Source organism: Streptomyces sp. NPDC039462 (genome assembly GCF_055639375.1).
On record NZ_JBVKAO010000007.1, the window covers coordinates 487,940 to 509,315 of the forward strand.

Genomic DNA, 21,376 nt, shown 5'->3' on the forward strand with positions numbered 1-21,376 from the left:
CGAGCATACGGGGATCTCCGACCGGCCTTGATGCGGTATGCCGCATTCCACTTGTGGAGATATCGGCCCCGGCGCGCTGCACCCTCCCCGCGCGTCAACCCCGCCCGATGTACGGCATGTTGGTCGCGAGCACCGTCGCGAACTGGACATTGGCCTCCAGCGGCAGCTCCGCCATGTGCCGCACCGTGCGCGCCACGTCCGCCACGTCCATCACCGGCTCGGTCGCGAGCTGCCCGTTGGCCTGGAGGATCCCGGACTGCATGCGCTCGGTCATGTCGGTCGCCGCATTGCCGATGTCGATCTGGCCGACCGCGATCCGGTAGGGCCTGCCGTCCAGCGACAGTGACTTCGTCAGGCCCGTCAGGGCGTGCTTCGTCGCCGTGTACGCCACCGAGTTCGGGCGCGGGGCGTGGGCCGAGATGGACCCGTTGTTGATGATCCGGCCGCCCTGCGGGTCCTGCTCCTTCATCTGCCGGAAGGCCGCCTGCGCGCACAGGAACGCGCCGTTCAGGTTGGTGTCGACGACGTGCCGCCAGGCCTCGTAGGGGAGCTCCTCGACCGGTACGCCGCCGGGGCCGAACGTACCGGCGTTGTTGAAGAGGAGGTCCAGTCGCCCGAAGTCCGCGCGGACGCGGGAGAAGAGCGCCGCGACGTCCTCCGGCCGCGACACGTCCGTACGGACGCACAAGGCGCCGCCGCCTTCCTTCGGCGCGAGGGCCGCCGTCTCCTCCAGCGTCTCCGTGCGGCGCCCCGCGAGCGCCACGGACCAGCCCGCGGCGAGCAGTTCCAGGGCGACGGAGCGGCCGATTCCGGAGCCGGCTCCGGTCACCACGGCGGTCTTCGGCGATGCAGTTCGCTCAGCGTTCATGGCCCCGCAGCGTACGGGAGGGCCGTCCACGCGGACATCATCCGCCCGCCATGCGGCTGTTGTGTACGCGACAGTCCCACGTCGTCCCCCGCCACTTACATGCCCCTGACAGCAATCGTCAGGGGAGGGCCACATGACACCCGCAGGCCAGCACCACGCACCGGAACTCCGTGCCGCCGCCCGCCACTTGGGACGCCGCAGGTTCCTCACCGTCACCGGCGCCGCCGCCGCGCTCGCCTTCGCCACCAACCTGCCCACCGCGGGCGTCGCCGGCGCCGCCGAGCTCGACGCCCGCCGCATCAGCAAGAACCCCTTCACGCTCGGCGTCGCGTCCGGCGACCCGCTGCCCTCCTCCGTCCTGCTGTGGACCCGGCTCGCCCCCGCACCGTACGAGCCCGACGGCGGCCTGCCCCGCGAGCGCGTCACCGTGGACTGGGAGCTCGCCCACGACGCGAGGTTCCGGCGCGTCGCCAGACGCGGCAAGGTCACCGCCCACCCCGAGTTCAGCCACACCGTGCACGTCGAGGCCGACCACCTCGACGCGGGCCGCACCTACTACTTCCGCTTCAAGACGGGCCGCTGGGTGAGCGAGACCGGCCGCACCCGCACCGCGCCGCCCACCGGCAGCCGCGCCGGCGCCCTCACCCTCGCCGCCGTCTCCTGCCAGGCGTACCACGACGGCTACTTCACCGCGTACAAGCACCTGGCGCAGGACGACGTCGACGTCGTCTTCCACCTCGGCGACTACCTCTACGAGTACGCCGTCAACGCGGTCGGCGGCGCCCGCAACTACACCGACCGCACGCTGCCCGCCCACTTCAACAAGGAGACGCAGACCCTGGAGGACTACCGTCTGCGGTACGCCCTCTACAAGTCCGACCCGGATCTGCGCGCCGCCCACGCCGCGCACCCCTTCGTCGTCACCTGGGACGACCACGAGGCCGAGAACAACTACGCCGACGACATCGACGAGAACGGCAACCCGCCCGCCGAGTTCCTGCTGCGCCGTGCCGCCGCCTACCGCGCGTACTGGGAGAACCAGCCGCTGCGCCGCGGGCAGCTGCCGAGCGGGCCCGACGCCCAGCTCTACCGGCGCGTGAAGTGGGGCCGCCTCGCCCAGTTCGACATCCTCGACACCCGGCAGTACCGCTCCGACCAGGCGTACGGCGACAAGGCGCACGTCCCCGGCCCCGAGACCGACGACCCGAGGCGCACCATCACCGGCGCCACGCAGGAGCGCTGGCTCATCGACGGCTGGCGCCGCTCGCGCGCGCTGTGGAACGTCGTCCCGCAGCAGGTCACCTTCTCCCAGCGCAAGCTCGACCTCAACGCGCAGGCGAAACTCTCCATGGACGCCTGGGACGGCTACCGCGCCTCCCGGCAGCGGGTCCTCGCGGGCGCGCGCTCCGCGGACATCGAGAACCTCATGGTCCTCACCGGTGACGTGCACGTCGGCTACGCCTTCGACATCAAGGCCGACTTCGACGACCCGTCCTCCAAGACCGTCGGCACGGAGATCGTCGCCACGTCCATCGCCAGCGGCAAGGACGGCGCGGACAAGCCGGCCAACTGGGACACCTACACCAAGGCCAACCCGCACCTGAAGTTCTACAACGGCCGCCGCGGCTACGTGACGGTCGCGCTCGGCTCCGACTCGGCGCGGGCCGACTTCAAGACGGTGTCGGCGGTGACGACGCCCGGCGCCCCCATCAGGACGGCGGCGTCGTTCGTGACGGAGGCGGGCGACCCGGGGCTGCGGCCCGCGTAGCGGTCGGCGGTCTCCCGCGGCGTCCTGCGCGCCAGGGCCAGGTCGTTGTTCACGGTGAAGTAGGGGCGCACGGAGACGGCGGCACCGGCCTCGTCGGCGAGGTGCCCGGCCGGATACACGTCGGTCCGCTTGCGGGCGACGACATCGCCGATGACGCGCGCCAGGCGGACCGGCTCGGCCCCGGGGGACAGGGACAGCGCCAGGTCCCACGTCTCCGGGGCGGCGCCCTCGCCGGCGGCCGGCAGCCGGGAGTACGCCAGGGAGAAGCGGAAACGGTCCTTCCCCGACGTCGTCACATCGGCCTCGAAGGCGGCGGCGGGGTCGTGGCGCGGTACGGCGAGGAGCCGGGGCGGCTGCCCCGGGGCGAACTCCGCGCCGTACAGCGTCCCTTCGACCGCGCACGACGTCGCGTCGGTGGCCACCGTGTGAGCCTCCGCGTGCGCGCGGCGGCACCAGGACCGCACGGAGAGGTTGTTCTTGACGGTCGCGTAGGGGATCCACCAGGCGAACGGCGCCTCCGGCGCGGCCCGCAGGCTCAGCAGGCCGCGCTGTTCGACCGTCGTGGCCGCGACCCGGCGCCGCGCCCCGTCGTCGGAGCGGACGACGTGGAAGTCCCAGCGGCCCTCGGCGAGCGGGTGGGCGCGGCGCTCCAGCACGGCCGTCCAGGGCTCGTCGTCGGTCTCGGGCCGCCGCAGCGGCACCTCGACCAGCTGCTCGTCCCGGCCCTCGGAGCCCCGGAGCGTCGCGGTCAGCGTGAACGCGGTGCCGGGCATGCCGGCCCGGTCCAGGCGTACGACGAGATCGCCCGCGGCGTTCACGGCGCAGGTCGAGCGCGGACGCAACGCCGGGCCAGCCGGGCGCCTCCGCCCCGCCCTGCGCACGGTCCGCCGCACGGCCTGCCGGACGGCCGCCCGGGTCCGCCCCGCACCGGCCGCCAGCCGGCAGTCGAGCGGCACCGGGGCGGGCGGGGAGGCGGCGCGCAGCTCGGTGAAGAGTTCCTCGTAGCGCCGGGCGACGTGGTCGGGTGCGTACCGCTCGACGTTGCGCCGGGCGGCGCCGCCCATGGCGCGGCGCAGGTCGGCGTCCTCGATGAGCCTGAGCAGACCCCGGGCGACGGCCCCGCTGTCGCCCGAGCGGACGAGCAGACCGTCCTCGCCGTCCCTGATGATCTCGGCGGGCCCGTGGGGACAGTCGGTGGCGACCACCGGGGTGCCGCACTGCATGGCCTCCACGATGGTCATGCCGAACGACTCCTCGCGCGAGGTGACGGCGGCGATCGACCCCTTCGCCCACTCGGTGGCGAGGGAGGGAATGGCGCCCATCAGGAAGACGTGGTCGCTCAGGCCGAGTTCGTCGATGCGGGCCCGCAGCGGCGCGTGCTTGGGGCCGCGGCCGTAGATCCGCAGCTTCCACTCCGGGTGCGCGGCGGCCACCGTCGCGAAGGCGTCCACCAGCAGGCCGTACCGCTTCACCGGGATGAGGCGCCCGCCGGCGATGACGAGCCTGGCCTCGCCGTCGGAGGCGGTGGTGAGGGGCGGCGGCGGTGAGGCGTTGGGGACGGACACGATCGGGGTGCCCGTGCCCGCCAGGTGCCTGCGGTGCGTGACGGCGTCCGCCTCCGTGACGGTGGTGTGCGCGTCGAGCGAGGCGATGGCGGCGTCCTGGGCGGCGCGGATCCCGGGCTCGTGCGTGCCGTACACGCGGTGTTCCTGACCGATTCTCAGGTAGTGGTCGCGGCCGAACTCGGCGAGGTACATCACCAGGCCCGGCCGGGTGGCCACCACCACGTCGGTGTCGGTGCGGCGCAGGAACCGGGCCACCCGGCGGTCGGTGAGCCGGTCGAAGCCCGCGCCCCGCGCCTCGGCGGGCGGCACCAGCGAGGTGGCTTCGCCCAGCAGCGCGTCGCCCAGGTCGTTGCGCGGCGAGTGCGGCCGGCTGTCGATCAGGTGCCGCAGCCGGACCTTTCCGCCGAGCGGCAGGCTGGGCCTGTCGCGCGGGCGCCAGACGCTGACGATCTCGACGTCGTGCCGCTCGGCGAGGGCACTGGCGGAATTGAAAGTGGCGCGGATGGTGCCACCGATTCCATAGGCGTTCTGCAGCAGGAAGGAGATTCGCATCGAGCCTTGTCCAGATCGGCGGTCGGAGCCGGGGCCCGAATTGCCCGGCGATGTTGCTAAACGAGTGAAGCGTGCTGACGTCACATGTCCGGCTCCTACGACGTCGTACATGCGGTCCCGACCACGCATCGGGAGCTGCGACCATGGAGAGCGGATCCGATCGACCGGGAGGGGCGCGATGCCTGAGCGTGGGCAGACAACGGCAGAGGACCGGATAACAGAGGCGGCGGAGCCACACGGGCCCGTCGCCGTCCGTCGTACCGGAGCCCTCGTCACCCTCGTCCTCGGCGGCCTCACCGCCGTCCCCGCGCTCTCCATGGACATGTACCTGCCGGCCCTGCCGGAGGTCACCGACGCCCTGAGCTCCCCGGCCGCCACCATCCAGCTGACCCTGACCGCCTGCCTCCTCGGCATGGCGCTCGGCCAGCTCGTCGTCGGCCCGATGAGCGACAGGGGGGGCCGCCGCCGTCCCCTCCTCGTCGGCCTGCTCGTCTATGTGATCGCCACCGCGACCTGCGCCTTCGCGCCCACTGCCGAGCTCCTCATCGGCTTCCGCCTCCTCCAGGGACTCGCGGGCTCCGCCGGCATCGTCATCGCCCGCGCGATCGTCCGCGACCTGTACGACGGCGTGGCCATGGCCCGCTTCTTCTCCACCCTGATGCTGATCTCCGGCGTCGCCCCCGTCGCCGCCCCCCTCATCGGCGGCCAAGTCCTCCGCTTCACCGACTGGCGCGGCATCTTCGTCGTCCTCACCGTCGTCGGCACCGCGCTGACCCTGCTCGTCTGGCGCCGCCTGCCCGAGACCCTCGCCCCCGAGAAGCGGCACGGCGGCGGCACCGTCGAGGCGCTGCGCACCATGAGGTCGCTCCTCGCCGACCGTGTCTTCGCCGGCTACATGATCGCGGGCGGCTTCGCGTTCGCCGCGCTCTTCGCGTACATCTCCGCCTCGCCCTTCGTGATCCAGGAGATCTACGGCGCGTCCCCGCAGACCTTCAGCCTCCTCTTCGGCGTCAACTCCGTCGGACTGATCGCCGCAGGACAGCTCAACGGCAAGGTCCTTGTCGGCCGGATCAGCCTCAACAAGGTCCTCGCCGCCGGCCTCGCGATGATCACGACCGCCGCGATCGCCCTGCTGCTCATGACGACCGGCGTCCTCGGCGACGTCGGCCTCTTCCCCGTCGCCGCCGGGCTCTTCGTCCTCATGTCGTCGATGGGCCTCACCCTGCCCAACACCCAGTCGCTGGCGCTGATCCGCACCCCGCACGCCGCGGGCTCCGCCTCCGCGCTGCTCGGCACCTCCTCCTTCCTCATCGGCGCGGTCGCCTCCCCGCTCGTCGGCATCGCGGGCGAGGACACCGCCGTCCCGATGGCCGTCGTCCAACTGGTCTGCGCACTGGCCGCCGTCACGTGCTTCGTGGGACTGTGCCGCCCCTGGCAGCACGAGCCGACCCAGGAGGCGGACCACTGAGCGCACCCAGACTCCTGCGCCCCGGCACACCGGACCGCGCGGGCCTCGACCCCGACGAGATCGGCCGCCTCGTCACCGGGGTGCGCGACCTGACGCGCGGGCCGCGCCCCTGGTGCGCGGGCGCCGTGGTCCTCGTCGGCCGCGGCCCCGTGATCGCGGCCGAGGAGGCGGCGGGCTGGGCGGTGCGGTACGCCTCGTACGACCCGGAGAGCGACACCGGCGTCGAGCTGCCCCGCGAATGGCGGGTGCCCATGCGCACCACCACCCCCTTCGACCTGGCGTCCCTCACCAAACTCTTCACGACGATCGCCGCCGTGCAGCAGCTGGAACGCGGCACGCTCGGCATCGACGCGCTCGTCGGGGCGTACGTCCCCGAGTTCACGGCCGCCGCCGAGCACGGCATCACCGTCCGCCAGCTCCTCACCCACACCTCGGGGCTGCGGCCCGAACTGCCGCTGTACGACTGCCCGGACGCCGCCGCACGCCTCGCGGCCCTCCGCGCGGAGGCCCCGGCCACCGAGCCGGGCGAATACGTCTACTCCGACCTGAACATGCTCCTCCTCCAGCACATCCTGGAGCGCCTCACCCGCCGCCCCCTCGACGCGCTCATCCGCGAGGGCATCACCCGCCCGCTCGGCATGGCCGACACCGGCTTCGGCCCGTGCCCCGACGCCGCGGCCACGGAGGACCAGCGCAGACCCTGGGCGAAGGTGGACCGCGGGATGCTGCGCGGCACCGTCCACGACGAGAACGCCTGGGCACTGGGCGGGGTCGCCGGGCACGCCGGCCTCTTCTCCACCGCCCGCGACCTCGCGGTGCTCTGCCGCACGCTGCTGTGCGGCGGCTCGTACGGCAGGGCCCGCATCCTCGGCCCCGACTTCGTCGAGCTGATGCTGGCGGGCGACGGCCTCGGCTTCGCCATCGACCAGCCCTGGTTCATGGGCGAACTAGCGGGCCGCGGCGCGGCCGGCCACACCGGCTTCACCGGCACGTCCCTGATCCTCGACCCAGCAACGGACACGTTCCTGATCCTCCTCACCAACACGGTCCACCCCCGCCGCCGCCCCCCGGACAACACCCCTCGCGCCACAGCCGCCACCCACCTGTCCCGCGCGGCCCGGGGCCGATAGCCCCGGGGGAGAGTGACGGTGGGGGCGCCGGGTCTTCCCAGGGGCACGGGAACGGTGTGGGGCGCCGGGTCTTCCCAGGGGCGCGGGGAACTGCGCGACCGGCCCAATCGGGCCGGCAGCCGCCGGACGGCGTCACGGGGCAGACGCGGGGGCGGCGGACGGCGCGGGGTGCCGAAGGTTCCAGGGGCGCGGGGAACTGCGCGACCGGCCCACCCGGACCGGCACCCGCCGGACGGCCGCCATGGGGCAGACGCGAAGGCACGGGACCGAGTCGGCTCAGGCACACCCCACACCCGCCCCCGCCAGCGCAGCGCAACGCCCCCGTAGAATCACGGGGTGAACGCCCCGATCCCCCCGGCACCCCCCCACCCCCCGGCCGAGACCCTGCGCACCTCGCTCGCCGGGCTCCTGGACGGCCTCCCGCCCAAGCAGGCGACCCAGGCCGTCGACCGGCTGATCGCCAACTACCGGGGCCGCACCCCGACCGACGCCCCGATCCTGCGCGACCGCGCGGACGTCGTCGCGTACGCGGCGTACCGCATGCCCGCGACCTTCGAGGCGGTCCGTGCCGCGCTGGCCGCCCTCGCGGACGCGGCGCCCGAGGGCTGGGCGCCCGGCAGCCACGTGGACGTCGGCGGCGGGACCGGCGCGGCGACCTGGGCGGTCGCGGCGACGTGGGCGGGGGAGCGCCCGGTGACGGTCCTGGACTGGGCCGAGCCCGCGCTGGCACTCGGGAAGGAATTGGCCGGGACGACACCCGGGCTGAGCGCCGCACAGTGGCAGCGCTCCCGTATCGGATCGACGCTCACCATCGAGAGCACCGCTCTCGTCACCATCTCGTACGTCCTCGGAGAGCTCACGGAGGCCGACCGCCGCTCCGTCGTCGACGCGGCGGCCCACGCGGCGACCCAGGCCGTCGTCATCATCGAGCCCGGCACCCCCGACGGCTACGGACGGATCATCGAGGCCCGCGACCGGCTGATCGCCGCCGGCTACCGGATCGCCGCACCCTGCCCGCACAGCTCGGCGTGCCCCATCGAACCCGGCACGGACTGGTGCCACTTCTCCGCCCGGGTCAGCAGGTCGTCCCTGCACCGCCAGGTCAAGGGCGGCTCCCTCGCGTACGAGGACGAGAAGTTCAGCTATGTCGCGGCGGTCCGCTTCGACCCGGACCCCGCGCCCGCCCGCGTGGTGCGCCGCCCGCAGATCCGCAAGGGCCAGGTGCTCCTCGACCTGTGCGGGGTCGAGGAGTCCCTGCGAAAGGAGACCGTGACCAAGCGCCACGGCCCCCTCTACCGCGCGGCGCGCGACGCGGACTGGGGCGACGCGTGGCCGCCCCCGTCCGCGGAGTGACTCACGCGCCCCAGGTGCCCTGGTTGACGGCGCAGTTCCAGCCCGTGCCGCGCACGGAGAACTTCACCTTGTAGGACCTGGTGTTCAGCAGGCGCGTGCGCACCTTGACGCCGAGCTTGGCCTTGCCCGCCAGGCTCTTGTCGTACACGGTGACGGTCTTGGACGTCTTGTGGGTGACCTTGCCGCCCTTCGGCGTCGCTCGGCCGAAGCGGATGTTCTTCACGTTGGTCACCGTGAAGCTGACCTTCTTGAAGCTCTTCGTGCTCTTGTTCTTGATGCCGAAGTACAGGCCCCCGTTGGTGACCCAGCCGTTCCGGTCGACCTGGAAGCGAGAGGTGTACACGATGTCGATCGGGCAGCCGGAGACGGCACTCGGAGACGCCTTCGGCGCGGCCTTCGGAGCGGTCGGGCCGGACGCGGCGGACGCGGACCCGGCGAGGCCGAGCTGAGCGGCGGTCAGGGCCCCCGCGGTGGCCAGCACTGCGGCGGACGTGCGCATACGGTTCACTGCGCTGATACCTCTTCTTCCCCCTGGGCCCCCGTGGACCCAACTGTTTGGTTGTGGTGACGCGTTCGCACAGGACTGTCTGCGTACCTGTGCGTCCGTATTGTTAGCACGCCGTCGGCCGGCCGGCTGAACTGCCCCTCTTCTTAAAAGGTTCTTAGAGGCGGCGACTATCCACATCTCCATGCCAACCAAGAGCAGTTCGCCCGGCCACGCCCGCAGGCGGTCGGAGACCCGATTCCTCGCCCTGTCCGTCGCCCTCGCGGTCGTCGCCGCAGGAGCCACCACGTACGCCTTCACCGCCGGAGCCGAGCCGCCGCACGGCCGGCACGTCGAACTCGCCGTCGAGGGCGGCACCGCGGTCGTCGACACCGCCACGCTCGCCGTCCGCGCCCGCACCCGCGACGGCCGCGACCTCACCCTCTCCGACGCCTCGGGCACCGACCTCGGCAAGCCGGGCCCGGTGACCCGCACCGGCACCGGCCGGGCCCGCTGGAGCTATCCCGAGCGCGGCATCGACGTGACCGCCCGCACCGACCACGGCCGCCTCTCCCTCAGCATGCAGGCCCACCGCGACACCTCGGTCAGCTGGCCCGTCACCGGCACCGACTCCGCCGCCACCGCACTCCAACTCCCGCGCGGGGAAGGCCTGGACATCCCCGTGAAGGACGCGTTCTGGACCAAGGGGGAGGGCGGCCTCGCGGGCAGCGGTGTCGACGTGAGCGAAGGCCTGACGCTGCCGCTGTGGGGCTACTCCCTCGGCAAGCGGGCCGGCGTCAGCTACCTCACCCCCACCGACATCGGCACGAGCCTCGGCTTCACCGCCCCGGGAGGACGGTTGCGCACCACCGCCGAGCACACCTTCGACCGCGGCGAGGGCACCCGCGACTACACCGTCACCTTCGCCCTGACCGACGGCAACGCCGTCGCGCCCGCCGCCGACTACCGCTCCTACCTCGCCGAACGCGGCCGGCTCGGCAGCCTGAAGCGGAAGATCGCGAAGAACCCCGCCACCGGCAAGCTCCTCGGCGCCTTCCACGCCTACACCTGGGGCGACGCCCGCAAGCGCGCCGGGATCGAGGAGCTGCGCAAGCTGGGTGTCGACCGCATGTGGCTCGGCTACGACGGGAAGCCGTACCCGGACAAGGCGGCGGTGGGCGCCGCGAAGAAGGCCGGGTACCTCATCGGCCCCTATGACTCCTTCGCCAACGGACAGGACCCGAGGACCGCCGACGCCCCGAACTCCGTCTGGCCCGGCACGGTCTACCCGGACTTCTGTGTCCGTGACGCCAAGGGCGAGCCGGTGACGGGCTTCGGCGGCCGTGGCTGCTACCTCAGCTCTTCCGCCTTCGAGAAGGCGGAGAAGCACCACCACTACCTGGCCGACCGCACCCGCCGGATGGTCGCCAACGGCGCCGACAGCTACTTCCTCGATGTCGACGCCACCGGCGAGCTCTTCCGCGACCACGGCAAGGGCCACCGGATGACCAAGGCCGAGGACCGCGAGCACCGCCTCGCGCGCATGCGGCGCATCGCGGACCGGGGTCTCGTCCTCGGCTCGGAGACCGCGCAGGCCTGGGCGAACAAGACGCTCGCCTTTGACCACGGCGGCGCGACGCCGGTCGCCGACGGCCTCTGGAAGCTCCAGAAGGACCGCGAGAAGTGGGGCGGTTACTACCCCGAGAACGCGCCCGGCGTCTTCTTCAAGCCGGTCGGCCTCCCCGCCGGCCTGGCCAAGGCGATGTACGACCCCCGCTACCGTGCCCCGCTCTACGAGACGGCCCTGCACGGCTCGCTGGTCAACACCGAGCGCTGGGAACTCTCGTACGAGAAGCTGCCCGCCCAGAAGACCCCCCGCGCCCTGCTCGCCATGCTCTACAACACCCCCCTCAACTACGTCCTCGACGGCCCTTACCTGAAGAAGCACGGCGCCGAACTGGCCGCCCTCCAGAAGTACTTCTCGCCCCTGCACAAGGCCGCGGGCACCGAACAGCTCACCTCTTTCCGCCGGCTGACCAAGGACCGCACCGTCCAGCGCACGGTCTTCGGCAAGGGCACGCTGACGGTGACGGCCAACTTCGGCACCAAGGCGTACGGGGGGCTGCCGGGCGGCTGTGCCGACGCCCGGCTCAAGGGCGACGACAAGCCGCGCCGGCTCTGCCCGGCGGAGCTGCGGAAGGGCTAGCCCCGCAGCTCCTGCGTGCAGCACTTCACGCTGCCGCCGCCCTTGAGCAGCTCGGTCAGGTCCATCCCGATGGGTTCGTAGCCGCGCTCGCGCAGCGGCTCGAACAGGCCGAGCGCGGCCTGCGGAAGCAGCACGTGGAGCCCGTCGGAGACGGCGTTGAGCCCGAGCGCCTCGGCGTCGGGCTCCTCGGCGATCAGCGCGTCGGGGAAGAGCCGCCGCAGCACCGCCCGGCTGCCGGGGGAGAAGGCGGGCGGGTAGTACATGACGTCGTCCGCCGCGTCGTCCAGGACGGCGAGCGCGGTGTCCAGGTGGTAGTAGCGGGGGTCGACCAGGTCGAGCCCGATCACCGGGCGGCCGAAGAACTCCTGCGCCTCGCCGTGCGAGAGCGGGCTGGCCCGGAAGCCGCGCCCGGCCAGGACGTAGGAGGAGGTGACGGCGAAGTCGCCCTCGCCCTCGTTGATGTGGACGGGTTCGTGGATCTCGGTGAAGCCGTGCGCGCGGAACCACTCCAGGTGGGCCGCGGCCTCCTCCTCGCGCTCGCGGTAGGCGAAGCGCGCGCCGAGCACGCGTCCGCCGACGACGGTCGCGCCGTTCGCCGCGAAGACCATGTCCGGCAGCCCGGGCCGGGGGGTGAGCTCCTCGACGGTGTGGCCGAGGGAGACGTACCGGTCGCGCAGGTCCTCCCACTGGGCGACGGCGAGGGGGACGTCGACCGGCTTGCCGGGGTCCATCCAGGGGTTGATGGAGTAGGTGACCTTGAAGTGTGCCGGTGGGCACATCAGATAGCGCCGGGGTGTGGCGCGCCGAGGAGAGCGAGGAAAACGGGACAATGAAGGCTCCTCACGTACCGCAGGTCATGTGCTGCCCATGGTGGGGCAGTTGATGCCCATAGTGCGGTCTGGGAGAGGTTTCGCGCAGTGAACCGAACGGGTGGTTGCGAGATTGGCCGAACGGGTGGTGCCGGGCACGCTCCCCACGGGCGAGACGACGCGTCTTGTCTAGACGGTACGTCTCGGTTCGGCCGCTGCTACATTCGACGGCATGGCCCAGAAGACAGCTCCCGACTCCACGCGCCGCAGCGAACGCTCGCGCCGCGCGATCTACGACGCAGCCCTCGCCCTCGTCGGTGAGGTCGGCTACGCGAAGCTGACGATCGAGGCCATCGCGGCCCGCGCCGGCGTCGGCAAGCAGACGATCTACCGCTGGTGGGCGTCGAAGGGAGCCGTCCTGCTCGACGCCTTCCTCGACCTCGCCGAGCAGGCGTCCCGGGAGGCCAGTGAGAACGCGGGCAGGGCGGAGATCGAGACCGAGATCCCGAACACCGGGGACCTGGAGGCCGACCTCAAGTACGTGATGCGCGCCACCGTCGACGAGTTCAACGACCCCAGGTACGACGCCCCCTACCGCGCGCTCGCCGCCGAGGGACTGCTCAACCCCGAGCTGGGCGCCGAGTTCGTCGAGAAGCTCCTGGAGCCGCAGCTCCAGCTCTTCGTGAAGCGCGTGGAGCAGGCCCGCGAGGCGGGGCACGTCGTGCCCGACATCGACCCCCGCATCGCCCTCGAACTGTGGTCGAGCCCGCTCGCCCAGCGCTGGCTGATGCGCTCGGGCCCCCTCACCCACGACTACGTGGACAAGCTCGTCGAGTACGCGCTGTACGGCATCACGCCCCGGCCGTACTCCGCTTCCTGACCGGCGTACGCGAGAGCAGGCCGGGAGCGTCCGTGATCACGCCGTTGCAGCCGAGGCGCAGCACCCGGTCGCGCTGCTGCGGAGTGGTCACCGTGTGCGCCCACACCCGCGGGACGCCCGAGTTCACCGCGCGCAGCAGATCGCTGTCGCGCGCCTTGTAGTCCACGTCCAGGACGTCCACGAACGACGCCCACTCCTTCGGGCGGTCCCGCCGCATCTGCGCCTTCGAGCGCCACAGCTGGGCCAGCAGGCCGAGGCGGTGGGCGCGCCGGGCGACCGCAGGGTCGTTGGTGTTCACGAAGACCGAGCGGGTGAGCCCGCGGGCGCGGATCAGCCGGGCGAGCGGCTCCAGGCTCTTCGGGTCCTTGGCCTCCAGCATCAGCATGATCCGCCCGCCGAACCGGTCGAGGACCTCCGCGACCGTCGGCGGCCGCTCCGGGCGCCACCGGCCGGGCACCGTGGCCGGGGGGCGCAGCCGCACGGCGAGCCAGCCCCACCGGTCGAGCCGGTGCACCGGGCCCGACGTGTACGTCGTGCGGTCCAGGGTGGCGTCGTGCATGACCACCGGCGTCCCGTCGCGCAGTATCCGCGTGTCGAAGTCGATGACCTGGGCGGTGCCGCGTTCATAGGCGGCCAGCAGGCCCGACATGCTGTTCTCCGGAACCTCCAGGGCACCGCCGCGGTGCGCGGTGTAGACGACGCGGGGCAGCGCGTCCACGGTCAGCGGCCCGCTCCACTCGATCGGGGTGAGGAAGCCGTTCGGTGCCGTGAGGGTCAGCGCCGTGAGGCTCGTCAGCACAGTCCTAATGACCATGGCGCCCACGGTAGGCGGGTAAATCCAAACTTGCACCGGAAAGACGCGCTATGTCATCCCGCGGTGGGCATACCCCGGCCACCCCGGATGTGGCCTCCGGCCCCCCGAGGCGCAGGATGGTGGGACCATGGGTCATGGTTTCGGCACAACGGCGAGGTGAGGGGCTAGATGGGCGCGGAGTTCGGCAGCCGGTCCGGCGGACAGGGCAAATTCTCCCAGTGGCTCCGCCGGCGCCCCAAGGACACGGCGGCGGATGACCGGGCCCGCGAGGAGCTGCTCCTCGCCGCCGCGGCGGCCGGACTGCCGCTGGCCCCGGCCGCGTATCCCTCGGGGTACCGATGTTCCTGCGACCGGATCGGCTGTCCCACCCCCGCCCGGCACCCGGTCTCCTTCGCCTGGCAGACGCAGTCCACGACGGACCGCGGCCAGATCGAGCGGTGGGCCCGCCACCAGCCGCAGGCCAACTTCATCACCGCGACCGGCATGATCCACGACGTCCTCGACGTGCCGCTGGACGCCGGGCTCGAAGCCCTCGAGCGGCTGCTCGCCGCCGGGATCGAGGTGGGCCCGGTCGCGGAGTCGGGCGGCAGCAACGGCCAGGGGCGGCTGCTCTTCTACACCGCGACGCGCGGCACCCCCGAGGACGAGGACGAGTGGTGGCCGTGCGAGCTCGACTGCCACCCCGAGACGATGGACGAGCACCCCGGCCTGCGCTGGCACTGCCGCGGGTCGTACGTCCTGGTGCCGCCCGCCCGGCTCCCCGACGACCGGGAGGTGCGCTGGATCCGCGGCCCCGAGCATCCGCTGCCGGACCCGCTGACGCTCCTCGCGACGCTCACCGACGAGTGCGCGCGCGTGGCGGGCGAGCCCCAGCAGGACGTCGCCGCCTGGCCCCTGCGGGGCTGACCCGGGCGACCGCTCCAGAGGACCCGGGTGGCCTCTCCGGGGGAGGGGCCTACTCGCCCGTCGCGCCCGTCAGACCCTGGAGGCGACCCAGGAACGCCACCTTGTCGCCGCCCGGCTTCTTCGGGTCGACGACCACCTGGTTGGAGACCCGGTGGAGCAGCAGGGACTGCCGCACCTCGCCCTTGAGCAGCGCCTTCGCGTCCGCGTCGACCTTCGGGCTGAGGCCCTTGAACGCGGTCTGCTTCTCGTAGTGGCGGGTGGCGAAGAACACCAGCGCGCCGCCGTCCTCGGTGCGCAGCCCCAGCGGCGCGAACGTGCCGCCGTTCTCCGGCTCGTCGAGGTACTGCACGGCGAGGCCGGCCCGCTTGGAGTTCCGGTCGCGGTACGCCTTCCAGCGCGACGTGTGGTCGCTCGGCGCGAACGCGTCGCCGCCCGACTTGAGGTACGACGTGTACTCCTCGCCGAGGTCGGCGGGGGCCAGCGCGAGGTCCTTCGCCCGCAGGCCCACCGGCTCGGCCCAGCCGTCCCCGTCCTTCTTCAGCTTCGGCATCTTCTCCGGCGACACCAGGTTCAGATAGGTCGCCCGCCACAGCTGGTCGGGGCCGCTCTTCGTGAAGACCCACAGCCACCGCAGGTCGGAGCGGCGGTTGGCCTTGGTGTCCGCCAGGAACCAGCGCGGCCAGCCGGCCTTCTTCGGTATCGCGTACGTCACGTCCGTCAGTTCCAGCGGCACGTGGTTCTTGTTGCCCTCCGGATGCTGCACGCGCCGGGACTTCAGGCCGCCCTGGTTGATGGCGCCCAGCGGGCCGGTGATGCGGGCGGCGTCCGCGGCCGGGTCGTAGGCCTTGTCCGCCTTGTTGTACGCGGTGAGGAACTCCCTGAGGGCGCGGCCCGCCTCGGACTTGGTGGCCGCGGGGACGACCTCCCGCTCCCCGTGCACGGTCACGCAGCCGCTCGCCGTGAGCGCCAGGACCGTCACCGCCGCCGACACCGTGACGGACCGGACGGGACCGCGAACCCTGCGAACGTTGCTCATCGGAATGCCTCCACCTACCCCTTCCCGGGCCCGAACCTTATCGGGCCCGGAAAAGGGGTGTGCGGAAGGGGTGTGCGGGTGCGGGTCAGATCTCCTGGAGGCGCGTCGCACGCGACCTCGAGCCGCGTGCGAGGAGGAGCAGCGCGGGGACCGCGTACAGCGGCCAGATCACCGTCTGGACCACCGTCGGGTCCGGGCGGAAGCCGACGACGCCTGCCAGGAGCGCGCCGTACCAGCTGTCCGGGGGGACGGCCCCGCTGATGTCGAACGCCGCGTTCCGCGCGCCGCCGAGGAGTTCGGCCTCCTGCAAGGCGTCCACGCCCTGCGCGAGGAAGCCCGCGGCCACGACGATCAGCGCGACGCCGGACCAGATGCGGCACCGGTCCAAGTCGACGCGGACCGCGCCCAGGTGGAGCAGTCCGACCAGGACGAGCGCGGTGAGCAGGCCCAGGACCACGACGAGCAGCGGCCCGTGCGCACCGTCCCTCGACGCCTGCACCGACGCCCAGAAGAACAGGGCCGTGTCCAGCGCCTCCCGGCCCACCGCGAAGAACGCGGTCACCGCGAGCAGCGCCGTCATGTGCCGTGCCTCCGCGCGCCGCATCCGAAGGGCCACCCACGTCAACAGGCCCACGGCGGCGAGCGCCAGCGTCCCGCCGAGCGTCTCCCGTGCCCGGGGCGTCAGCTCCTGCGAGCCGAACGTCAGCGCCCAGCCGAAGCCGAGCGCGAGAAGCGCCGCGACACCGATGCCTGCCCCGACGGGCCGCAGCGCGTCCCGCCGCCCGGTCCTCGCGGCGAAGGTGAGGAGCAGGCCGGCGGCCACACCGGCCTCCAGACCGGCGCGCAGCCCGATCAGATAGTTGTCGAACATCTCCGGAAGAGTAGCCGCGCCCCTTTTCCCGTTACCGCCCGCCGTCCCTGAGCGGGGCCACCACGGGGGCGCCCGTGCGCGGGTGCGGGAACACCTCGACGGGCTGCCGGTACACCTCGGAGAGCAGCGTCGCCTCGAACACGTCGCCGGGGGTGCCCTCCGCCGCGACGGTCCCGCCGCGCAGCACCGCGACCCGGTCCGCGTACGCCGCCGCGAGGCCCAGGTCGTGGAGGACCACCACGACCGCGTCCCCTGCGGCCGCCCGCTCCCGGCAGATGCGCAGCACCAGCTCCTGGTGGCGCAGGTCGAGCGCGGCGGTCGGCTCGTCGAGCAGCAGCAGCGGGGCGCGCTGGGCGAGAACGCGGGCCAGCGCGACCCGGGCGCGCTCACCGCCGCTGAGCGCGGAGAAGGGGCGCGCGGCGAAGCCGCCCACCTCGGTGGCCGCCATCGACTCGCGCACCACCCGGTCGTCGTCGTCCGCCGCCCGGGTCCCGGCCCAGGGCGCGCGGCCCATCCGTACGACCTCCGCCACCGGGAAGGGGAAGGAGAGCGCCGCGGACTGCGGCAGCACGGCCCGGCGCAGGGCGAGTTCGGGCGCGGGCCAGTCGGGGGCGGGCCGGCCGCAGAGGCGTACGACTCCTTCGTCGGCCGGGAGGTCGGAGGCCAGCGCGGCCAACAGGGTGGACTTCCCCGCGCCGTTGGGGCCGACCAGGGCGAGCACCTCGCCCGCGCGGGCGGCGAGCGAGACCCCGCGGAGCACCTCGCGCCCGCCGAGCCGCACCCGCAGCCCCTCGGCCTCGGCGAGGACGTCCCCGCGCGCGACGGGCCCGGGCAGCACGCGCTCCCGCCCCCCGAAGAGCCTCCTGCTCAGCTGTCCGATCACGCCCAACCACCCTGCCTGCGACGGGTCCTGCGGAGCAGCCAGAAGAAGAACGGGCTGCCGAGGAGCGCGGTGAGCACGCCCAGCGGCAGCTCGGCGGGCGCGGCCACCGTGCGCGCGGCCAGATCGGCGGCGACGAGGACCAGCGCGCCGCCGAGCGCGCTGCCGGGCACGAGGAAGCGGTGCCCGGGGCCCGCGGCCATCCGCAGCAGGTGCGGCACGAGGAGGCCGACGAAGGTGATGATCCCGGCGACGGCCACCGCGGCCGCGGTCAGCAGGGCCACCACGAGGACGAGGACGAGCCGCAGCCGCTCCACGTCCACGCCCAGGTGCCGGGCGGGCCGCTCACCGAGCGCGAGCAGGTCCAACTGCCGCGCGTGGAACGGCGCGACGGCCAGCCCGACGAGCGCGCAGGGCAGGACGGCGAGCACCTTCGGCCAGGTCGCCTGGGCGAGCGAGCCGAGCTGCCAGAAGGTGATCTGGCTGATCTGCGCGTTGTCCGCGAAGAAGATGCACAGGCCGATGAGGGCGCCCGCGAAGGCGTTCACCGCGATGCCGGTGAGGATCAGCGTGACGACTTCCGTGCGGCCGCCCTCGCGCGACATCGCGTACACCAGCAGGACGGTCGCGAGCCCGGCGACGAACGCGCAGACGGTCACCGTCCAGTTCCCGAGGAAGCCGAGGCCGAGCGCGATGGAGGCGACGGCGCCGACCGCGGCGCCCGACGAGATCCCGATGACGCCGGGCTCGGCGAGCGGATTGCCGAACACGCCCTGCATCAGCGCGCCCGCGCAGCCGAGCGAGGCGCCGACGAGGAGGGCGAGCACGACGCGCGGCAGCCGCACGTTCCACAGCACGCTCTCGCCGACCCGGTCGAGCGCGGACCCGCCGAGCCCCAGGCGGTGCTGGACGGAGGAGACGACGTCACCGAGGGGGATGTCGTACGCGCCGGTGCCCGCGGAGAGCAGGCAGAGCAGGACGAGGACGGCGGCGAGCGCCGCGGTCAGGGTGAGGGCGGCACCGCGGCGGCGGGGGACCGCGCCGTCCGGCGTGGGGGCGGACACGTCCGGGGCCACGTCCGTGTCCGTGCCCGCGTCCGTGTCTGCGGCTTTGGCTTTGGCTTTGGCTTTGGCGAGCACGCTCACTCGGCGTCCCCGTACAACTGCTCCACCAGGGACTTCAGCACCTGGTCGGTGCGCGGCCCGTAGTTGAGGAGCACGCCGTCGTCGATGGAGACGACGCGCCGGTCCAGGCCCGCGGGGGTCTCGGCGACGCCCGGGACCTTCAGGAGGCCGTCCACGCCGTCCACCGACGCGAGTCCCTTACGCATCACCAGGATCGCGTCGGGCGCGGCCTTCGCGAGCGCTTCGCTCGTGATCGCCGTGAAGTCCTTGCGCAGCCCGGACTCCTTGCCCGCGTCGACCGCGCCCGCCGCCTCCAGGAGCGAACTCGCCCCGGACTCGCGCCCGCCGAGCAGATAGACGGAGGCCGAGCCGCGCAGATAGAGGAAGGCGACCCGCGGCTTCTTCTTCCCCTTCCCCGCCGGGATGTCCTCGCGGACCGCCGCGATCCGCTGCCGCGTGCGCTCCGTCAGCTCGGCGCCCGCCTTCCGCACGCCCAGCGCGTCGGCCACCGCCTCGATGCGCGGGCCCACGTCGTCGAGGCTCTTCGCGGGGTCGAGGACGACGACGGGGATGCCCGCGTCACGGATCTGGTCGACGGCCTCGGCGGGCCCGGTGGTGGTCTCCGCGAGGACGACGGTCGGCTTGAGGGAGAGCACACTCTCCGCCGAGACGTCGTGTGCGCGGGTCACCACCGGCAGCTTCTTCGCCTGCTCGAAGGTGGCGGTGATGTCGCGGGCGACGACGTTCCTGCCGAGTCCCAGGGTGAAGACGATCTCGTTGAGGCTGCCGGTGAGCGGCACGATGCGACGGGTGTCCTTCACCGTCACCTTGTGGCCGTCGGTGGAGGTGACGGTGGCGGGGAGCACGGGTTTCGGCTCGGTCTTCAGCGGCTCGACCCGGTCGGGCGCGGAGGTCTTCGCCTGCGCCCGCCGCGCGTGGGGGCCGCCGTCGCCGTCCGGCGTTCCGCACCCGGTGAGACCGAGGGCGAGCACGGCGGCCCATGCGCCGGCGATGCGGAGTGAGCGCGGCATACGCACCGAAGTCCACCGTCCTGTCGAGCTGTTGAGGTCTGCTCCGAGGGCTGGGTTCCGGTTGGGGGTTCCAGCCCGGAGCGTTCGTAGTTTAGGTTAGCCTTACCTAATTCGCCAGACCGCTGGAGGGGTCCCATGCCGTCGTCCGGACAGGCGCGTGCCACCGTTCGCGCCGGAGCCGTGGCCGTGCTCACCGCACTCGTCGGAGCGCTGCTCCCGGCGGCCGCCGCGCACGCCGAGGACCGCACGGTCCGGGGCGGACGGCTCGACTGGGGCATCAAGTCCTCCTTCCAGAGCTACGTCACGGGACCCATCGCCCGCGGCGCCTCCACCCTGCAAGGGGGTGCGGCCACGGTCGGCGGGAGCCAGTTCCGCTTCCACTCGGCGAAGGGCTCGTACGACCCGGACAGCGGGGCGTTCACCGCGGGGTTCTCGGGCGGGGTGCGCTTCACCGGGCACAAGAAGGGCGGCTCGTACGAACTCGACCTCACCGTCAGCCGCCCCACGGTGAAGGTCTCCGGCGGTTCCGGCACGCTCTACGCCGACATGGTCAGCAAGGAGAAGGGCACCGGCAAGGTCACCAGGACCGCGCAGGTGCCGCTCGCCTCGCTCGACATCTCCGGCATCGACATGAAGGGCGGCACCGGCCCGATCGCCCTCACCAACCTTCCCGCGACGCTCACTTCACAGGGGGCGAAGGCCTTCGCCGGCTACTACACGGCGGGCACCGCCCTCGACCCGGTGAGCCTGTCGACGGACCTCGTCGCCAAGAGCCCCCCGAAGAGCAAGGGCGCGAAGAGCGGGAAGAAGAAGGCGGAGGCGGGCCGGACCGGCCGCATCGAGGACGCCGCCGTCGACTGGGGCGTGCGCCGCACCTTCCGCGAGTACGTCACCGGGCCCATCGCCAAGGGCGAGTGGAAGCTGTCCGCCGGCGCCCAGGACGGCGGCGCGCTCTTCCGCTTCCCCAGGGGCAAGGGGACGTACGACGAGAAGAAGGGCACCCTCACCGCGGACTTCGCGGGGGCGGTCCGCTTCACCGGCGAACACGGCCTCGACCTGACGCTCGCCGGGGTCGCCGTCGAGATCGAGGACGGCAAGGGCACGCTCACCGCGGACGTCGACGGCAAGGGCGACCGCGGCACCACCCTCAAGAACGCCCCGCTGATCACCTTCCCCGCGAAGGAGCTGCGGCCGAAGGACGGCCTCGTCTCCCTCACCGAAGTTCCGTCGAAGCTCACCGCCGAGGGCGCCAAGGCGTTCGGCGGCATGTACAAGGCGGGCTCCGCCATGGACCCGCTCTCACTCGCCGTCGCCCTCGACGCCGACGCGGAACTCCCCGCGCTGCCGGACCTCGGCTCGTCCGCGAACTCCGCGTCGGAGCCGACCCCGAAGCCGGACCCGAACTCTTCGAAGACCGCGGCGGCGCCCCGCACCGAGAACGCCGCCGAGTCCTCCGACTCCTCGTCGAACGCCGTGCCGATCGGTGTCGGCGCAGGCGTCGCGGTCCTGCTCGCCGCGGCGGTCGCTTTCGGAGTCGTACGCAAGAAGCGCGCGACGCCGGACACGCGGGACACCCCGGACGCCTGACCACCTCACTGTTGCCTGCCCCCTCCTCCCCCTCTCAAGGAGAA

The 21,376-nt window shown here is 72.9% G+C and carries 17 protein-coding genes and 1 pseudogene; 8 read left to right on the forward strand and 10 right to left on the reverse strand.

Annotation, left to right across the window (positions count from 1 at the left end; all coding sequences use genetic code 11):
* Nucleotides 1-94: 94 nt before the first annotated feature.
* Nucleotides 95-868 (reverse strand): SDR family oxidoreductase, encoded by a 774-nt coding sequence (locus ACZ7LU_RS33020; protein ID WP_471112309.1) that lies wholly within the window; start codon nt 866-868, stop codon nt 95-97.
* 133 nt (nt 869-1,001) lie between these two features.
* On the opposite strand from ACZ7LU_RS33020, the gene ACZ7LU_RS33025 reads away from it, so the two are divergent.
* The gene (locus ACZ7LU_RS33025; protein WP_470975799.1) at nt 1,002-2,636 is read left to right on the forward strand and encodes an alkaline phosphatase D family protein; all 1,635 of its coding nucleotides are present in this window, start codon (nt 1,002-1,004) and stop codon (nt 2,634-2,636) included.
* A gap of 1,055 nt (nt 2,637-3,691) precedes the next feature.
* Here the strand turns inward: ACZ7LU_RS33025 and ACZ7LU_RS33030 are convergent.
* Nucleotides 3,692-4,882 (reverse strand): annotated as a pseudogene (locus ACZ7LU_RS33030) (glycosyltransferase); the annotation flags it as partial.
* A gap of 49 nt (nt 4,883-4,931) precedes the next feature.
* Here ACZ7LU_RS33030 and ACZ7LU_RS33035 point away from each other — a divergent pair.
* The 3 genes from ACZ7LU_RS33035 to ACZ7LU_RS33045 all read left to right on the forward strand — a co-directional run bounded on the left by ACZ7LU_RS33035 (nt 4,932) and on the right by ACZ7LU_RS33045 (nt 8,704).
* Nucleotides 4,932-6,221, forward strand: a complete 1,290-nt coding sequence (locus ACZ7LU_RS33035; RefSeq protein WP_471918809.1) for a multidrug effflux MFS transporter — start codon at nt 4,932-4,934, stop codon at nt 6,219-6,221.
* Nucleotides 6,176-7,351, forward strand: coding sequence for a serine hydrolase domain-containing protein (locus ACZ7LU_RS33040; protein WP_471918810.1), 1,176 nt, complete (start codon nt 6,176-6,178; stop codon nt 7,349-7,351). The genes ACZ7LU_RS33035 and ACZ7LU_RS33040 overlap by 46 nt, the downstream gene beginning before the upstream one ends.
* 336 nt (nt 7,352-7,687) lie before the next feature.
* Complete coding sequence (locus tag ACZ7LU_RS33045; RefSeq protein WP_471918811.1) at nt 7,688-8,704, forward strand: small ribosomal subunit Rsm22 family protein; 1,017 nt, start codon at nt 7,688-7,690, stop codon at nt 8,702-8,704.
* 1 nt (nt 8,705) lies between these two features.
* Here ACZ7LU_RS33045 and ACZ7LU_RS33050 read toward each other — a convergent pair whose 3' ends face one another.
* The gene (locus ACZ7LU_RS33050) at nt 8,706-9,203 is read right to left on the reverse strand and encodes a hypothetical protein (protein ID WP_468083941.1); all 498 of its coding nucleotides are present in this window, start codon (nt 9,201-9,203) and stop codon (nt 8,706-8,708) included.
* Nucleotides 9,204-9,393: 190 nt separating this feature from the next.
* Between ACZ7LU_RS33050 and ACZ7LU_RS33055 the strand changes: the two genes are divergently transcribed.
* Entirely contained in the window at nt 9,394-11,394 is a 2,001-nt protein-coding gene (locus ACZ7LU_RS33055; RefSeq protein ID WP_471918812.1) for a glycoside hydrolase, read from the forward strand.
* Here ACZ7LU_RS33055 and ddaH read toward each other — a convergent pair.
* The gene (gene ddaH / locus ACZ7LU_RS33060) at nt 11,391-12,224 is read right to left on the reverse strand and encodes a dimethylargininase (protein ID WP_471918813.1); all 834 of its coding nucleotides are present in this window, start codon (nt 12,222-12,224) and stop codon (nt 11,391-11,393) included. The two genes, ACZ7LU_RS33055 and ddaH, sit on opposite strands and share 4 nt — an antisense overlap.
* Nucleotides 12,225-12,435: 211 nt before the next feature.
* Between ddaH and ACZ7LU_RS33065 the strand changes: the two genes are divergently transcribed.
* Nucleotides 12,436-13,083: a TetR/AcrR family transcriptional regulator gene (locus tag ACZ7LU_RS33065; protein WP_398297141.1), complete on the forward strand. Its 648-nt coding sequence runs from the start codon at nt 12,436-12,438 to the stop codon at nt 13,081-13,083.
* On the opposite strand, the gene ACZ7LU_RS33070 is transcribed toward ACZ7LU_RS33065, so the two are convergent.
* Complete coding sequence (locus ACZ7LU_RS33070; protein WP_398297140.1) at nt 13,055-13,897, reverse strand: glycerophosphodiester phosphodiesterase; 843 nt, start codon at nt 13,895-13,897, stop codon at nt 13,055-13,057. The genes ACZ7LU_RS33065 and ACZ7LU_RS33070 overlap by 29 nt on opposite strands.
* 168 nt (nt 13,898-14,065) lie before the next feature.
* Between ACZ7LU_RS33070 and ACZ7LU_RS33075 the strand changes: the two genes are divergently transcribed.
* The gene (locus tag ACZ7LU_RS33075; protein WP_398297139.1) at nt 14,066-14,803 is read left to right on the forward strand and encodes a bifunctional DNA primase/polymerase; all 738 of its coding nucleotides are present in this window, start codon (nt 14,066-14,068) and stop codon (nt 14,801-14,803) included.
* Nucleotides 14,804-14,852: 49 nt separating this feature from the next.
* Here the strand turns inward: ACZ7LU_RS33075 and ACZ7LU_RS33080 are convergent, their stop codons facing one another.
* The 5 genes from ACZ7LU_RS33080 to ACZ7LU_RS33100 form a co-directional block, all read right to left on the reverse strand.
* On the reverse strand, nt 14,853-15,839 hold the full coding sequence (locus tag ACZ7LU_RS33080; protein WP_471918814.1) for an SCO2278 family lipoprotein: 987 nt from the start codon (nt 15,837-15,839) through the stop codon (nt 14,853-14,855).
* Nucleotides 15,840-15,924: 85 nt separating this feature from the next.
* Nucleotides 15,925-16,710 carry an FTR1 family iron permease gene (locus tag ACZ7LU_RS33085; protein ID WP_471918815.1) on the reverse strand — a complete coding sequence of 262 codons (786 nt, stop codon included), beginning with the start codon at nt 16,708-16,710 and terminating at the stop codon, nt 15,925-15,927.
* 31 nt (nt 16,711-16,741) lie between these two features.
* Nucleotides 16,742-17,599, reverse strand: a complete 858-nt coding sequence (locus ACZ7LU_RS33090; RefSeq protein ID WP_471918816.1) for a heme ABC transporter ATP-binding protein — start codon at nt 17,597-17,599, stop codon at nt 16,742-16,744.
* The gene (locus ACZ7LU_RS33095) at nt 17,590-18,654 is read right to left on the reverse strand and encodes a FecCD family ABC transporter permease (protein WP_471918853.1); all 1,065 of its coding nucleotides are present in this window, start codon (nt 18,652-18,654) and stop codon (nt 17,590-17,592) included. Before ACZ7LU_RS33095 ends, ACZ7LU_RS33090 begins: the two co-directional genes overlap by 10 nt.
* 77 nt (nt 18,655-18,731) lie before the next feature.
* Entirely contained in the window at nt 18,732-19,745 is a 1,014-nt protein-coding gene (locus ACZ7LU_RS33100) for a heme/hemin ABC transporter substrate-binding protein (RefSeq protein WP_471918817.1), read from the reverse strand.
* A gap of 135 nt (nt 19,746-19,880) precedes the next feature.
* Here ACZ7LU_RS33100 and ACZ7LU_RS33105 point away from each other — a divergent pair, with 135 nt between their 5' ends.
* Nucleotides 19,881-21,332: an HtaA domain-containing protein gene (locus ACZ7LU_RS33105; RefSeq protein ID WP_471918818.1), complete on the forward strand. Its 1,452-nt coding sequence runs from the start codon at nt 19,881-19,883 to the stop codon at nt 21,330-21,332.
* Nucleotides 21,333-21,376: the final 44 nt, after the last annotated feature.